This window comes from Pseudomonas sp. GNP013, assembly GCF_054343995.1.
In genome coordinates, this window is sequence record NZ_JBTGUT010000001.1 from 4,361,653 (window position 1) to 4,375,838 (window position 14,186).

The window sequence follows — 14,186 nt, forward strand, 5'->3', positions numbered from 1 at the left end:
GCCTCAGCCCGCCAGCGTGTGGCGCTTGCCAAACAACGCCACACTCGCCACGCCCACAGCCCCCATCACCACGCCATACCCCACGCACACCCACGGGCTGGTCGGCATCAGCGCGATCAGCAACAGCGGCGTGGTACTCGCCCACAGTGCATAGGCGATGTTGTAGGTGAAGGAAATCCCCGACACCCGCACCGGCGCCGGAAACAGCCCGACCATCACCGAAGGCACCGCGCCCACCACGCCGCAGCACAGGCCCGCCAACGCATACGCCGCGCCGAGCCAGAGGCCGCCGTTGATCAGGCTGGTGTACAAAATCGCGATTCCCGCCGGCAGCAACAGGCTGTACACCAGCACCGCACGCCAAGCGCCGATGCGGTCGACCAGCAGGCCCGCCAATACGCAGCCGATGTTCAGAAACACGATGCCCAGCGCGCTGAGGGCGAACGTGTGGCCGGGGCTCATGCCGAAGGTTTTCTGCATCATCGTTGGCGTGATGACCACCAGCACCACCACCGCCGAGGTGAGTACGCAAGTGAGGATCATCGCCGGCAGCAACACGGCGCGGTGCTCGCGCAGCACGGTGCGCAGCGGCAGTTCGGCAGCGGCCTGGCGGCGCGCCTGCATGTCGAGGAACACCGGGGTTTCATTGAGCCAGCGGCGCAGCCACACACCGATCACGCCGAAGACGCCGCCAAGCAAAAAGGGCAAACGCCAGGCGTAATCGAGGATTTCTGCCGGCGTGAAGACCTGCGCCAGCAGCGTCGCGGTGAGCGCGCCGAGCAGGTAGCCGAAGGTCAGGCCGGCCTGCAGGAAACCCAGGGCATAGCCGCGATGAGCAGGCGGCGCATGCTCGGCGACGAAGGTCCAGGCACTGGGCACTTCACCGCCCACGGCCGCGCCTTGCAGCACGCGCAGTGCCAGCAGAATCAGCGGTGCGAAATAGCCGATTTGCGCGTAGGTGGGCATGATCCCGATCAGCAGACAGGGTAAGGCCATCATCAGGATGCTCAGACTGAACACGCGCTTGCGCCCCAGATGATCGGCAAAGTGCGCCATCAGGATGCCGCCCAACGGGCGCGCGAGGTAGCCGGTGACGAAAATGCCGAAGCTCTGCAGCAGGCGCAGCCACTCAGGCATTTCCGGCGGGAAGAACAACTGGCTGAGGGTCAGCGCGAAAAACACGAAGATGATGAAGTCGTAGATTTCCAGGGCCCCGCCCAGAGCGGCCAGGCCCAGGGTTTTGTAATCGGAGCGGGAAAAACGCTGCGCCTGTGCAGGAAAGGTGGCAGTCATGTGCAAGCTCGGCAGACAGACAAAATGGCGTGCAGGTTAGGAGCTGAACCGGATCATGGCAATCACGACAGATACATTTGTTTTGCTCATTGATCGATGAAGATAACTGCATTCCCAAATCAATGGCCGTGGAGCAACATGCCGGAAAGCTGCCGCCGCCATAATAACTACAAGAGGAAGCCCCCATGGCCGATGCCATTGAAGAAAGCCGCTATGCCCGTTTTGCCCTGCGCTGTTCCAACTTCGCCGAACGCTGGTTTCCGGACTCCTGGGTGTTTGCCGCGCTTGCAGTGATTGTCGTCACCGTCGCGACCCTGGGCATGGGCGCCGCGCCGACCGACGCCGCGAAGGCCTTTGGCGATGGGTTCTGGAGCCTGATTCCGTTCACCATGCAGATGGCCTTCGTGGTGATCGGCGGTTATGTGGTCGCCAGTTCGCCGCCGGCGGTCAAGCTGATCGACCGCCTGGCGCGCATTCCCAAAAACTGCCGCTCGGCCGTAGCCTGGGTGGCCTTGATTTCCATGGTCGCGTCGTTGCTCAACTGGGGCCTGTCCCTGGTGTTCGGCGGTTTGCTGGTGCGGGCATTGGCCCGGCGCACGGATTTGCGCATGGACTACCGCGCGGCCGGTGCTGCGGCTTATCTGGGGCTTGGTGCGGTCTGGGCGCTGGGGCTGTCGTCGTCGGCCGCGCAGTTGCAGGCCAACCCGGGCAGTCTGCCGCCGTCGATTCTGGCGATCACCGGAATGATCCCGTTCACCGAGACCATTTTTCTGTGGCAATCGGGCGTGCTGCTGCTGGCGCTGATCGTGGTGTCGCTGATCATCGCCTACGCCACCGCGCCCGGCCCGAACAGCGCACGCGATGCCAAGGCCTGCGGCGTCGACCCGGCGTTCAACCTGCCCAAGGTCCAGGCGCCGACCCGCCCCGGCGAATGGCTGGAACACAGTCCGCTGCTGACCATCCTGCTGGCGCTGCTGGCGGCCGGTTGGCTGTTCCACGAGTTCTCGACCAAGCCTGCAATCAGCGCGATCTCGGGGCTCAATACCTATAACTTCCTGTTCATCATGGTCGGTGCGCTGTTGCACTGGCGCCCGCGCAGCTTCCTGGATGCAGTGGCCCGCGCCGTGCCGACCACCACCGGCGTGTTGATCCAGTTTCCGCTGTACGGCTCGATCGCCGCGCTGATGACGCTGGTCAAGGGTGGCGACGGTCAGACCCTGGCGCACCATATCTCGCTGTTCTTCACCTCCATCGCGTCCCACGACACCTACGCGCTGTTGATGGGCGTGTATTCGGCGGTGCTGGGTTTCTTTATCCCGTCGGGCGGCGGCAAGTGGATCATTGAAGCGCCTTACGTGATGCAAGTGGCCAATGACCTGCAATACCACCTGGGCTGGGCGGTGCAGATCTACAACGCGGCCGAAGCGCTGCCGAACCTGATCAACCCGTTCTACATGCTGCCGCTGCTGGGGGTGCTGGGCCTGAAGGCACGGGACTTGATCGGTTTTTCGTTTGTGCAGTTGCTGGTGCACACGCCGCTGGTGCTGTTTTTGCTGTGGGCGTTGGGGACGACATTGGCGTATGTGCCGCCGGTGATGCCATAGGAGCAGTTATAAGTTGCAAGTTTTTAGCTTCAAGCTTGGAGCCAGGAGCCAGCAGCTGCCTTAATGCCGTCACATTGCATTGCTACCGTCCTGCGAAATATCTTGCAACATATCGACAGGGACTCCCGCAATGAGTGACGAGCACGAAGACCGCCCTTCCCCCGATTCCGTTGCACAACCGCCGGTCGATACCAGCCGGCGACGTTTCCTGGGAGGCGCGGCGGTGCTGGGGGTGGGCGCCACCTTGAGTGCCTGCGGCAATACCAGCGAAGCGCCGGGCAAACCGGCGGATCGACCGCTCACGCCACAGGAATTGGACAAGGCATTGCGCGACCAGGTGAAGACTGTGGTGGTGATCTACGCCGAAAACCGCAGTTTCAATAACCTGTTTGCGGATTTCCCCGGCGTGGAGAAACCGCTGTCCGCACTGTCCGCTGCCCAGACCCGGCAGCTCGACCGCGACGGCAGTGTGTTGAACAGCCTGCCGCCGACCTGGGGCGGTGTGTTGCAGGTCGGCCCGCAAAGCGTGGACGGCGTGACCTATCCCAGCGAAGTGCAATTCCAGGAGAACCTGCCCAACGCACCCTTCGCCCTCAAGGGCCCGAATGGCGCGGACCTGCCTTTGAGCCTGGTCACCCGCGACCTGTGGCACGTGTTCTACCAAAACCAGATGCAGATCAACGGCGGCAAGAACGACGGTTTTGTCGCCTGGGCCGACTCAGGCGGCCTGGTGATGGGCCATTACGCCCAGAGCCGTTATGCCCTGCGTCTGTGGGACGTGGCCAAGGAGTTCGTGCTCTGCGATAACTTCTTCCAGGGCGCGTTTGGTGGCTCGTTCCTCAACCATCAATACCTGATCAGCGCCACCGCGCCGTTTTATCCGAACGCTGCCCAATCGGTGGCCAAGGCACAGATCGCCACGTTGCAGAGCGATGACCCTGCCGACCCGCGCCTCAAACCGCTGGATGCATCCCCGGCCAGCGCCATGACCGGCCCGCCGCAGTTCGGCCCCAGCGCCCTGACCCCGGACGGCTACGGCGTAAACACCCTGGCCCCGCCGTATTGGCCAACCTGGATCCGCGACCCGCAGAACCCGGACTACTCCAAGCCCGACCTGCCCAATGTGCTGGTGCCGCAAACCCACGAGCACATTGGTGACAAGCTGTCGAAGAAGAACGTCGACTGGGCCTGGTACGCCGGCGCGTGGCAGGCGACCCTGGATCAGTTCAAGGACTCGGGCGGTATCCCGAAAATCCCGAACTTCCAGTATCACCACCAGCCCTTCAACTACTTCAAGCAACAGGGGCCGGAAAATCGCGCCGAACGCGACAAGCGCCTGCGCGACGGCGGCCTGGGCGATGAGTCCAGCACCAATAAATTCTTTGCCGATGCCGAGGCGGGCAAACTGCCTGCCGTGACCTTCTACAAGCCCCAGGGCAACCTCAACATGCACGCCGGTTATGCCGACGTGGCCTCGGGCGACCGTCATATCGCCCGCGCCTTGAAGGTGCTGCAGGAAAGCCCGCAATGGAAAAACATGGTGGTGGTGGTAACCGTCGATGAAAACGGCGGCTGGTGGGACCACGTGGCGCCGCCCAAGGGCGACCGCTGGGGCCCCGGCACGCGGGTGCCGGCGCTGGTGGTGTCGCCGTTTGCGCGCAAGGGCATGGTCGACCATACGGTGTACGACACGGCCTCGATCCTGCGGCTGATCACGCGGGTATTCCAACTGGAAACACTGGACGGCCTCAAGCAGCGCGATGACGCAATGAGTGCCCGGGGCCAGAAGCCGATGGGGGATCTGAGCAATGCATTGCGCTTCGACCTCTAAGGCGCTTATCCAATAGCGACACCGGCAGCGATTTAGCACGCGATTTTCCTGGCCAGCCGCTACTGTGTGCAGGTGGGCTTTTCACCCGCGCAGACGGGCTTTCGCTGACAAGGAATCGACTATGTTTAAACAGACCAGGCTGTCCTGCACCCTGATCGCACTGCTGGCCAGTGCGGTCGTACAGGCCGACATCAACGTACCGCTGGGGAACACCCAGCGCGTCACGCAATTATTCGCCTTCCCCAATAACTGCAACGTGATCTGCTTCAAGCCGTGGACGCTGGAACAGACTGCCGAGCACTACCTCAACCAGAGCCTGCAACGTGACGGCTACAGTCGCGCCAAGGTAAGTGTCAAAACCGACGGCGACCAACTGACCGCCACATTCAGCGGGGTACCGGATACCTACGGCCAGCCTCTCACCCAATTGCTCAATACCGCCGATCTGGCCTACCAGGGCGCCAGCAAGCTGAACAGCGACGGTAAATGGGCCTACAACTGGTACCTGTTCCTGCCGCTGGGCATGGCCCTGGAAAACCGCAAAAGCGTCGAGCTGTTGCACTTTCCGCCGGATTATTCGTTGACCCACTTCCAGGACTACCTGGAATCGGCCACCACCGACCGCTGGGCCGCCCTGCTCACCGACAACGGCGTGCCGGCCAGCGAAACCCCGGCCTACCAGACCATCATCGATATCGCCCCGATTGCCGCACCGTCCAATGCGGGCAAGGACCTGGAAAACGTCTACGGCTATTTCACCGACTACCAGACACGCATGGTCAGTGAACTGAGCCTGCGGCCCGACGGTGCACTGCCCATGGTGGCCTTCGGCGCGCCGGTGCGCAGCTGGATCAAGCAGCAATACGGGCAGACCGTTGACGTAATGGGCCTGGCGCAGATCAGCCCGGTGGCCGGCAAAAGCGTATCGGTACTGGGCGCCAACCACCCCAGTTACATCTGGTACGCGGCGGACCCGGCAAGCTATGGCGGTAACGAACAGAAAGCCGACGAGGCCGGCCTAAAGGTGATGGGGCAGGATTTGAGCGCGGCCTGCTGGCAAGCCGGCATGGGCCGCAAGCCGGCCAGTGACCCCAACGTGTTGCTCCAGGCGTGCAACACCACTTGGCAAGTGACGCGCAAGGAACAGACCTGCGAATTGTTCTACACCTCGGTACGCTCGCTGACCCCGGAACAGGCAAATGCCAAATGCGCCACTGCACCGATCAAGGCGCAGTTGAAACAGCTGAAGAACCCCGCGCCAGCGACTCTCCTGCCTGCGCCCAGCCTGTAGAGAGCACACAGGGCTGGCTGATATCTACTGTCAAATTTGACAGTAGATATCAGCCAGCCCATCGGCGAACCTTGAGCCGGGCCCATTCGCTGCAAGACTGGCAGTCAGACATCACCTGCAGGTCGATGCAGCCCATTCAAGGAACGTGATGAAAACTCGTGCCATGGATAAGGCGATTCGCGCGAATTCTGACGACGACTGTCTGTATCCCTTTACGACGACGTTGGCGGAGTATGGCTACCCCTCCAACCGGCAATTTGAAATGGTTTACGACAAAGCCGGCGAAATCATGGGTGTCAAATCCCGCGTCGCGTTCGACAGCCGCACCCTCATCGCTCGCGTATTCGGCTATGCCTTGGGCGAATGCCGCCAGCACACGTTTCAGATCTCGGGGCGTATCTGGCTATATGACCCGTGGGTGTGCGGTCAACTGCACCATGCCTGCCACCCCAATACGTATTTCGACACGTCCTACCTGGAGCTTTGGTCAGTGATGCCCATCGCAGCCGGTACCTGGCTGACCATCGATCACGCCACCACCGGCGACACCCTGCCCCGACAGTTTGCCTGCACCTGCGGAGCACCGGACTGCCGGGGCTGGATCAAAGGCTCGCAGGAACAACTCAGCGCAGAAGGCCGGCTGTTCCTGGAGCAGCGCGAGCGCGCCGAGCGACCTTAGGCGTCACCCAGCGGGCGCAGGCGATATTGCGGCGGCAGTTGCTCGAAGCCGCTGATGGTGGTGTTCAGGCTTTTCCAGCGACCATCCTTGATGCCGTAGATGCAGCCGTGGATCGACAGGCTCTGCCCACGGTGCCAGGCGTTTTGCACAATGCTGGTGTGGCCGACGTTGGCCACCTGCTGAATCACGTTCAGCTCGCACAGGCGGTCGACCTGTTCTTCTTCGGTGGGCAGCTGCGCCAGCACTTCGCGGTTTTCGTAGTAGAGATCACGAATGGTGCGCAGCCAGCCATCGATCAGGCCGAACTGGCGGTCCTGCATCGACGCACGCACGCCGCCGCAGCCGTAGTGCCCGGTGACGAGGATGTGTTTGACCTTGAGCACATCGACCGCGTACTGGATCACCGACAGGCAATTGAGGTCGGTGTGCAGCACCACGTTGGCCACGTTGCGGTGCACGAACAGATCGCCTGGCAGCATGCCGACGATCTCGTTGGCCGGTACGCGCGCATCGGAACAGCCGATCCACAGGTATTCCGGGGTTTGCTGGCGGGCGAGCTTGGCGAAGAATTCGGGATCTTCCTGTTTGATCGCATCCGCCCAGCGTTCGTTGTTATCAAGCAGGTCTTGTAGTTCGTTCATCAGGGAAAGCCTCGGGAATGATGCGCAGCTGTGTGACTGACAACCCCTCGTCCGGGTCACGCCTGGCGCAAATTAGCTTGAATCTTTGCGGTGCAGAGCCTGTCCACACACTATAAGCCCCACAGTATGAGGATTGGCCATGACTGAATCACGACGTCCCTACGGCGCTACGCAGCCCGAACCGATTGACGATAACGAAGACCGCATGGGTTCGATGCGCGAGCTGGACTTTGACCAGGAAGACCAGACGGCGGAAATCGGCGATGAAATCCCGCGCGGCGAGCGCGAACACCTGATGCCCGATGAGCGGGTGCGCGCGGCTGGGATGACCGGGGCTTCGACGGATGACCATGAGTCGACTGACGATGATATGAGCCCGGAAACCCTGATCCATGAGGACGGGGCGCGGGATGCGCGAGAGGCCGGGGAAGACAACCCTGCCGACTTCGACCTCAGCATTGTGGATGAAGATGAGATCGGAGGCGGCAATGGCCTGGATGAAGCGGAGCTGGCGGATATCGATCCGGTCGACGGCAACCGCTGATACGACACTGTTAGCCATGTGAGAGGGGGGCTTGCCCGCGATAGCAGGGTGTCAGTTACTTGATAAGTCGCTGATACACCGCCATCGGGAGCAAGCCCCCTCCCACACTGATCCATGTGTTCAGTCGACGAGCGTGCAGGCCATAACGACTGCGTCTTCGCGGCCGCCGACAGCCGGGTAGTAATCGCGCCGACGTCCAATCTCATTGAAGCCATAACGCTCATACAACCGGAACGCCCCGGTATTGCTGTCGCGCACCTCCAGGAAACACTCTCGCGCACTGGCGGCATACGCGCGGGACATCAAGTGCTCCAGCAACGCCAGGCCCAGGCCACGCCCCTGGTTCTCCGGTTTGACGGTGATATTGAGCAAATGGGCTTCATCCAGAATGATCTGCACCACACCGTGCCCCACCTGCTGCTCACCCTCGAACATCAGCCAGATCTGGTACTTGCCCAGCCCATCGAGAAAGATGCCGCGCGTCCAGGGATGGCTGAACGCCGCGTATTCGATTTTCAGCACGGCGTCGAGGTCGGCCTCGGTCATCGGGCGGAAGGATAAAGCCTCACTCATCGGTTGTTTTCCAGCGCGCCATCAGCCGGCGCATGGCTTGCCAGACATCAGCCTTACGCTGTGGCTCTTCCATTAATAATTCCAGGCCCGGCAGGGCCCACACCGAGCCCAGGCCTTCGACCTGCAGTTCGCGGTACCAGGCTTCGGCGTTGGCCTCGCCGGCAAAGCGCACGGCGGGCAGGCCGATCAGCCACAGGCACACGCAGGGTTCGTCTTCCAGGCGTGCCGAGACAAAACCTTGCACAAAATCCCGCGCGGCGTCCGGGCCCTGATCCATGGTGCCGCGCACCAGCAACGGCCAGCGCACCGGGTCGCCGACGATCTGCGGGCTGTCGGGCAGGCCGGCGGCGCGCAGCATATCCTTGAGCAGCATGTAGGCCGGGTCGCGGGTCTGGAAGCGCTCGCCGGTGGGCAGTTCCACCAGCAGCAGGCAACGCCCGGCTCGCAGCAGTTGCAGGGCAAAACGCGGCGGCGGCACCACTGGCGCCCTGGCCACCGACGTCGTGTCTTCGGCCACCATCGGTTTGGTCACTGGCGAGGGGCGCGGCACTTCGATTTTGGCCCGTTCGACCACCGGCCGCACCTCGGGCACAGGCTTGACCACCGCAACCGGCGCAGCGGCCTCCTCGCCCGAGGCGTCGAACGCCTCATAGGGCTCAGGCGCCTGCAACAACGCGGGCCGCGACGGTGCGGCAAACGGCAGTTCGGTGCGGGGCAGCCAGTTGACCACCTGCATGGCGGTCAAGTAAGCGCGACGTCGGGACTCGATAAGCACAGCTCGGCCACTTGTGGATAAGTAAAGAGCGGGGATTCTACCGCTGTTCGGCAACAATCGCCCACTGCGCGCTGACCGGCTGTGGATAAATCCCACTCCCGATGCAGTACAATCGCGACCTTTAATCGCCAACCAGCCGGCCTTTCCCATGATCGAACCCAAGCGCGTCCTGCGCGCCCTCGCCGAACACTGGGCCTTGCTTGAGCCACTGTGCGAACACTTCGACCAAGGCACCCTGAGCCTGGGCGAGCTGCGCGCGCAATTGGCTGCCCAACAACTGGACAGCACGCCCCAGGACATCACCAGCCTGCTGGATGTGTGGATTCGCCTGGACATCCTGGTGCCTGTGGCCAAGAGCCCGAACCGTTTCGAGCTCAACGCACAGATCCACGACTTCCTCGCCTATTTGCGCAAAGAGCACCGGCTTGGCCTGTGCCTGGAAATCGAAGCCTACCTGCGCCACCTCGAGCGTCTGGCCGGCTATATCCAGGACGCCTTTGACATCCGTGACGGCCACGACCTGGCCCGGCAATTGCGCCTGCTGGACATGCGCGTGCGCGACGTGCTGAAAAAACTCGCCAACGACGAACAAGCCCTGGCGGCCGTGGCCGACCGCGCCAAGACCAGCGACCGGCAGATCCCGTTGCGCCAGCGTTACGCCGAGGTCTTGGCGACCTGGGATGAATACGTCGAACCGATGATCCAGTTGGTGAACGCCGACGGCGCCTTCGAGCAAGGCGTGCGCAAGGTCGAGAATGTGCTGCTGCGCATGCTCACCGAGCAACAGCGCCTCGGCCACTTGGTGGACGACGACATGCTGCTGCGTACCCACGCACGCATCCTCGAAATGCAGACCAGCGCCCAGTTGACCCTGCGTCACGCCCGCGAACTGCTGTTGCCGTTGCGTGAGGAAGCGCGCCGGCACAACGCGGTGACCCGTGGCGCAGCGCTGGCCCTGTCGGCGATCCGCCGCAAAGGTCTGGACGCGGTGCCGCAGGCAGCGATGCCGCTGTTCACCCGGCCGCAAAGCACCTTTCTGGGCAGTGCCAGCCAGGTCGAGGCCTACGTGTATGCCCTGGCGAATTTCGAGCCGAAACCGGCGCGTTTCCCCAAGGCGCACACATCCCAAAAGGGCCAGGCCCAACGCGCGCCGCGCACGGTCAAGGAAATGCTCGAACGCTGCGAAGACGCGCTGCCGATGCCTGACCTGATGACCTGGCTGCTGGAGCAGGAACCGGACGGCGCCACCGACGAATTACTGTACTGGTTCTCCCGCCTCTCGCGCGAAAAACGCTTCAAGCGCGAACGCCTGGAACGCCGCGATTACCACACACACGAGCACCAGGTCAGCCTGCGCTCATTCGCCCTGCTCCCGGCCGGCACAGACGCCGCCGAGCAACCTGCGAGTACACCTTATGCATCTTGATCTATCCGAACTGTCCCAACTGGCGCCGATCTTTCGCGAGCTGTTCAAGGGTTACCACGTCAGCCGCCGCGACCCGGAGCTGTACGCGCAACTGTCGAACTTCCAGGACCAGTACCGCACGCTGTTCAAGGCCCTGGGCTTTGAGCTGGTGTGCGACACCCGTGGTTTTTATTACTTCGTGCCCGACTCCGCCATCGCCAGTGCGCAGGTCAACAAGACCGCCCAGCGTCTGGCGCTGTTCACCTTCATCATCGTCGAACACCTGGCCGACCAGGGCCGCGACCCGATCGCCGTGCTCGACGGCGGCAGCCTGGGCCGTGATGAACTGCCGTCGCTGCTGGATAAATACCGCGATCTGTTTATCCAGGCCGAAGTGCAGACTCAGGAAGAACTTGAAGAAAAAATAATGCGCCGCATGACCCAGCTGGGTTTTGCCAGCGAAGACAACGGCATCTATCGCTTCCTGCCGCCGATGCACCGTTTCCTCGACGTGTGCCTGTCGGTGCAGCAGGACCGCGACCTTGCCGCCAGCGTGCACAGCGTGTTGCCATTGCCAGCGCCGGTAATCATTGACGAAGACAGCGATGAAAAACTGCTGAAGACCGATGACCCGCTGGACTTGAGCGACTTCGAGGAAGAAAGCGACGAAGACGCCCTGGCGCGTGCCATTGCCGAAGAACAGGAGACCGATGCATGAGCAAGCAACGCTACGGCATCCGCCGCTTCGCCCTATTGAACACCGCCGGTTACAGCCTGGGCCTGTTCCCGCTGGAAGAGCCGCTGTCGGTATACGGCGCGAACAACCTGGGCAAATCCGCCTCGATCAACGCCCTGCAGTTTCCGATTCTGGCGCGCATGTCGGACATGAGTTTCGGCAAGTACACCCTCGAGCAATCGCGGCGCTTCTACTTCGCCACTGACACCAGCTACATCCTCGTGGAAGTCTCGCTGCCCCACGGCCCCCATGTGATCGGCGTGGTCGGGCGCGGCCCGGGTGGCGGTTTCGGTCACCAGTTCTTCGCCTATGCCGGCAAGCTGGACCTGGCGCACTACCAGAAGAACGACACCTGCCTGCGGCAGAAAGAGCTGTTCACCAACCTTGAGAAAGAGGGCCTCAAGGCCTACGAACTCAAGCCGGATGAACTGCGGCGTTTGCTGGTGGGCGGTCACACATCGATCCCGCTGGACCTGACGCTGATCCCGCTGCGCTCCACCAGTGAGCAGAGCCTGAAGACTTTCCGCGCGCTGTTTATCAACCTGCTGCACATGCGCGAAATCACCGCGGCCAAACTCAAGCAACTGTTCCTTGATGCCTTCGAACACAGCCTGCGTTCCGGCAGCGTGGATTACATCGCGGCGTGTGAAGAGGCCTTCCGCGACGTACGACGCATGGAGCAGGACTACAACTCGCTGGTGGCTGCCGGGCCATTGGTCGAGGCGCTGGCCAATGGCGTGCGGCAACGCGATGTGTTGCGCGGCAAGTTGCATCGTCTGTCACCGCTGCTGGATTCGCTGCTGGGCACCTGGTCGGACTACGCCAGTGCGCGCAAGGAAGAGCTGACCATCCAGGCCGAGCACTACCGCAATGAACAGGATGCACTGCAACATGACCAGCGCGGCGGCACCCAGGAGCTGATGCGCCTGGAGCGGGAGATCAGCGGCATCCAGCGCTGGCTGGGCGAGCTGTCGGTGCTCAAGCATCGCTTTGCGCTGGTGGATGACGTGAAGATGCTGGAGCAGCAGTTGCTCGCGGCCAAGGATGCTCACGATGAATTGGCGGGTGCGCTGGCGCAGTCGCGGCAGTTCAGCGCCGAGGATCTGGACGAGCGTCTGCGCGACCTGGAAAAACGCCTGAAGTCGGTCAAGCAGCAGCTTGATCACGCGGACAACAACAGCTACGCCAAGCTGCGCGAAGAATTCTCACAGCAGGACGTCGAGCGTCTGATGCGGCTGTTCAACAGTTCGCTGTTCAGCCTGCCATTGGGTGAACAGGGCATCACGCTGGATGAAGACGGCCAGTGGGTCAAATCCCTGGAGCGGATCCTCGATGGCTTCAAGGGCGAGCGCTTTGAGGTGCCGGGGCTGTCCATCGACATCTCGCACATCGAACCACCCGCGTTGCAGGCCTTAGCGGATCGCGCGGCACTGCGTGATCAAAAAGAGCGTCTGGAAAAAGAACTCAAGCAACTCAAGACTCAGCAGGCTGTGGCCTCCGATCGCGCAGCCAGCAAGACCCAGACCGAGGCGCTGTACCAGCAGGTGCTGGATGCGCAAAAAGCCCTGGAAGATTTCCGTCGCGCGCAGACTCTGAGCGCCGAAGAAGGCGAGAAGCTCGAACAGCTGGCGCAGATGGAGGCGGCGCAGGATGAGTTGAAGCGTTCCAGCGATGCGTTCACCGAGCGTGTCCAGCAATTGTCGGCCAAGCTGCAACTGGTCGGCCGCCAGATTGGCGATATGGAAGCCAAACAGCGCACCCTGGATGACGCCTTGCGCCGTCGCCAGCTGTTGCCGGCGGACTTGCCGTTCGGCACGCCGTTCATGGACCCGGTCGACGATTCCATGGACAACCTGCTGCCGCTGCTCAATGACTATCAGGACAGCTGGCAGGGCTTGCTGCGTGCCGATGGCCAGATTGAAGCGTTGTACGCTCAGGTGCGGCTCAAGGGCGTGGCCAAGTTCGACAGCGAGGATGACGTAGAGCGTCGTTTGCAATTGCTGATCAACGCGTACGCGCACCGCACCGATGAAGCCCTGACCCTCGGCAAGGCGCGCCGTGCGGCGGTTACCGATATTGCGCGGACCTTGCGCAATATCCGCAGTGACTACGACAGCCTTGAGCATCAGTTGGCCTTGTTCAACCGCGAGATCAACAAGCGCCAAGTGTCCAACCTGCAAAGCTTTCGCATCGTGCTGGCGCCGAACAAGGAAGCCCTCAAGCATATCGACCAGATCATCCACAGTGCCGGTCAGTATGAAGAAGGCGAAACGTTGTCGGTGTTCGACCTCAGCCAAAGCGCAGAGCAGGACAACAAGAACGAAGAGGCCAAGGAATACCTGGCGCGCCTGGTGGCGGCCAACCATAACCAGTTGGGCCTCAAGGACCTGTTCGAACTCGCGTTCGAGATCACCAAGGTGAACGGCCAGCCGGTGATTCACACCGACATTGATGGCGCCGCGTCCAATGGCACCACCATGACCATCAAGGCGCTGACCAACATGTACCTGTTGCTGCACTTGATGGACCGCGACCAGGCCGGGCGCGTGCGCTTGCCGTACTACCTCGACGAGGCAGCCGATATCGACGAGAAGAACCAGGCGGCGTTGCTGGAGACCAGTTTGCAATTGGGCTTCGTGCCGCTCCTGGCGAGTGTGAAGCCGCAGGTGTCCGCCCAGGTGGCCATCGACCTGGAAGGCGGCAGCGGGCCGAACGGGATCTACATTGATGAAGCAGATTGGAAGTACATCCGGCGTCATGATGAGGTGAAGGCGACGGTGATTGCGCAGGCGGAGTTGGATGAGGTCTGACGTC

General features: G+C 62.2%; 12 protein-coding genes. 8 read left to right on the plus strand and 4 right to left on the minus strand.

Annotation, left to right across the window (positions count from 1 at the left end; translation table 11 throughout):
* Window positions 1-3: 3 nt before the first annotated feature.
* A complete protein-coding gene (locus ACXX81_RS19315) occupies window positions 4-1,293 on the minus strand; it encodes an MFS transporter (protein ID WP_231423754.1) in 1,290 nt (429 codons plus the stop codon).
* A gap of 185 nt (window positions 1,294-1,478) precedes the next feature.
* Here ACXX81_RS19315 and ACXX81_RS19320 point away from each other — a divergent pair, with 185 nt between their 5' ends.
* From ACXX81_RS19320 to ACXX81_RS19335, 4 genes are all read left to right on the plus strand, one after another.
* On the plus strand, window positions 1,479-2,897 hold the full coding sequence (locus ACXX81_RS19320) for a short-chain fatty acid transporter (RefSeq protein WP_458572216.1): 1,419 nt from the start codon (window positions 1,479-1,481) through the stop codon (window positions 2,895-2,897).
* A 130-nt stretch (window positions 2,898-3,027) separates the two neighbouring features.
* A complete protein-coding gene (locus ACXX81_RS19325; protein ID WP_458572217.1) occupies window positions 3,028-4,728 on the plus strand; it encodes an acid phosphatase in 1,701 nt (566 codons plus the stop codon).
* 121 nt (window positions 4,729-4,849) lie between these two features.
* Window positions 4,850-6,019, plus strand: a complete 1,170-nt coding sequence (locus ACXX81_RS19330; RefSeq protein ID WP_209988217.1) for a P-loop NTPase family protein — start codon at window positions 4,850-4,852, stop codon at window positions 6,017-6,019.
* 148 nt (window positions 6,020-6,167) lie between these two features.
* A complete protein-coding gene (locus ACXX81_RS19335; protein ID WP_458572218.1) occupies window positions 6,168-6,698 on the plus strand; it encodes an SET domain-containing protein in 531 nt (176 codons plus the stop codon).
* Here ACXX81_RS19335 and can read toward each other — a convergent pair.
* Window positions 6,695-7,339, minus strand: coding sequence for a carbonate dehydratase (gene can / locus ACXX81_RS19340; protein ID WP_003232867.1), 645 nt, complete (start codon window positions 7,337-7,339; stop codon window positions 6,695-6,697). The genes ACXX81_RS19335 and can overlap by 4 nt on opposite strands.
* 139 nt (window positions 7,340-7,478) lie before the next feature.
* Here can and ACXX81_RS19345 point away from each other — a divergent pair, with 139 nt between their 5' ends.
* The gene (locus ACXX81_RS19345; RefSeq protein ID WP_209988211.1) at window positions 7,479-7,883 is read left to right on the plus strand and encodes a serine kinase/phosphatase; all 405 of its coding nucleotides are present in this window, start codon (window positions 7,479-7,481) and stop codon (window positions 7,881-7,883) included.
* 120 nt (window positions 7,884-8,003) lie between these two features.
* Here ACXX81_RS19345 and rimI read toward each other — a convergent pair whose 3' ends face one another.
* Together rimI and ACXX81_RS19355 are read right to left on the minus strand one after the other, a co-directional pair.
* Entirely contained in the window at window positions 8,004-8,456 is a 453-nt protein-coding gene (gene rimI, locus ACXX81_RS19350; protein ID WP_005784514.1) for a ribosomal protein S18-alanine N-acetyltransferase, read from the minus strand.
* On the minus strand, window positions 8,449-9,192 hold the full coding sequence (locus ACXX81_RS19355) for an energy transducer TonB (RefSeq protein WP_458572601.1): 744 nt from the start codon (window positions 9,190-9,192) through the stop codon (window positions 8,449-8,451). Before ACXX81_RS19355 ends, rimI begins: the two co-directional genes overlap by 8 nt.
* A gap of 187 nt (window positions 9,193-9,379) precedes the next feature.
* On the opposite strand from ACXX81_RS19355, the gene mksB reads away from it, so the two are divergent.
* The 3 genes from mksB to mksF are packed head-to-tail and all read left to right on the plus strand — an operon-like array spanning window position 9,380 to window position 14,182.
* Window positions 9,380-10,657 carry an Mks condensin complex protein MksB gene (gene mksB / locus ACXX81_RS19360; protein ID WP_458572219.1) on the plus strand — a complete coding sequence of 426 codons (1,278 nt, stop codon included), beginning with the start codon at window positions 9,380-9,382 and terminating at the stop codon, window positions 10,655-10,657.
* The gene (gene mksE / locus ACXX81_RS19365) at window positions 10,647-11,354 is read left to right on the plus strand and encodes an Mks condensin complex protein MksE (RefSeq protein ID WP_231423751.1); all 708 of its coding nucleotides are present in this window, start codon (window positions 10,647-10,649) and stop codon (window positions 11,352-11,354) included. Before mksB ends, mksE begins: the two co-directional genes overlap by 11 nt.
* Complete coding sequence (gene mksF / locus ACXX81_RS19370; protein ID WP_458572220.1) at window positions 11,351-14,182, plus strand: Mks condensin complex protein MksF; 2,832 nt, start codon at window positions 11,351-11,353, stop codon at window positions 14,180-14,182. Before mksE ends, mksF begins: the two co-directional genes overlap by 4 nt.
* The last annotated feature ends 4 nt before the right edge of the window (window positions 14,183-14,186 follow it).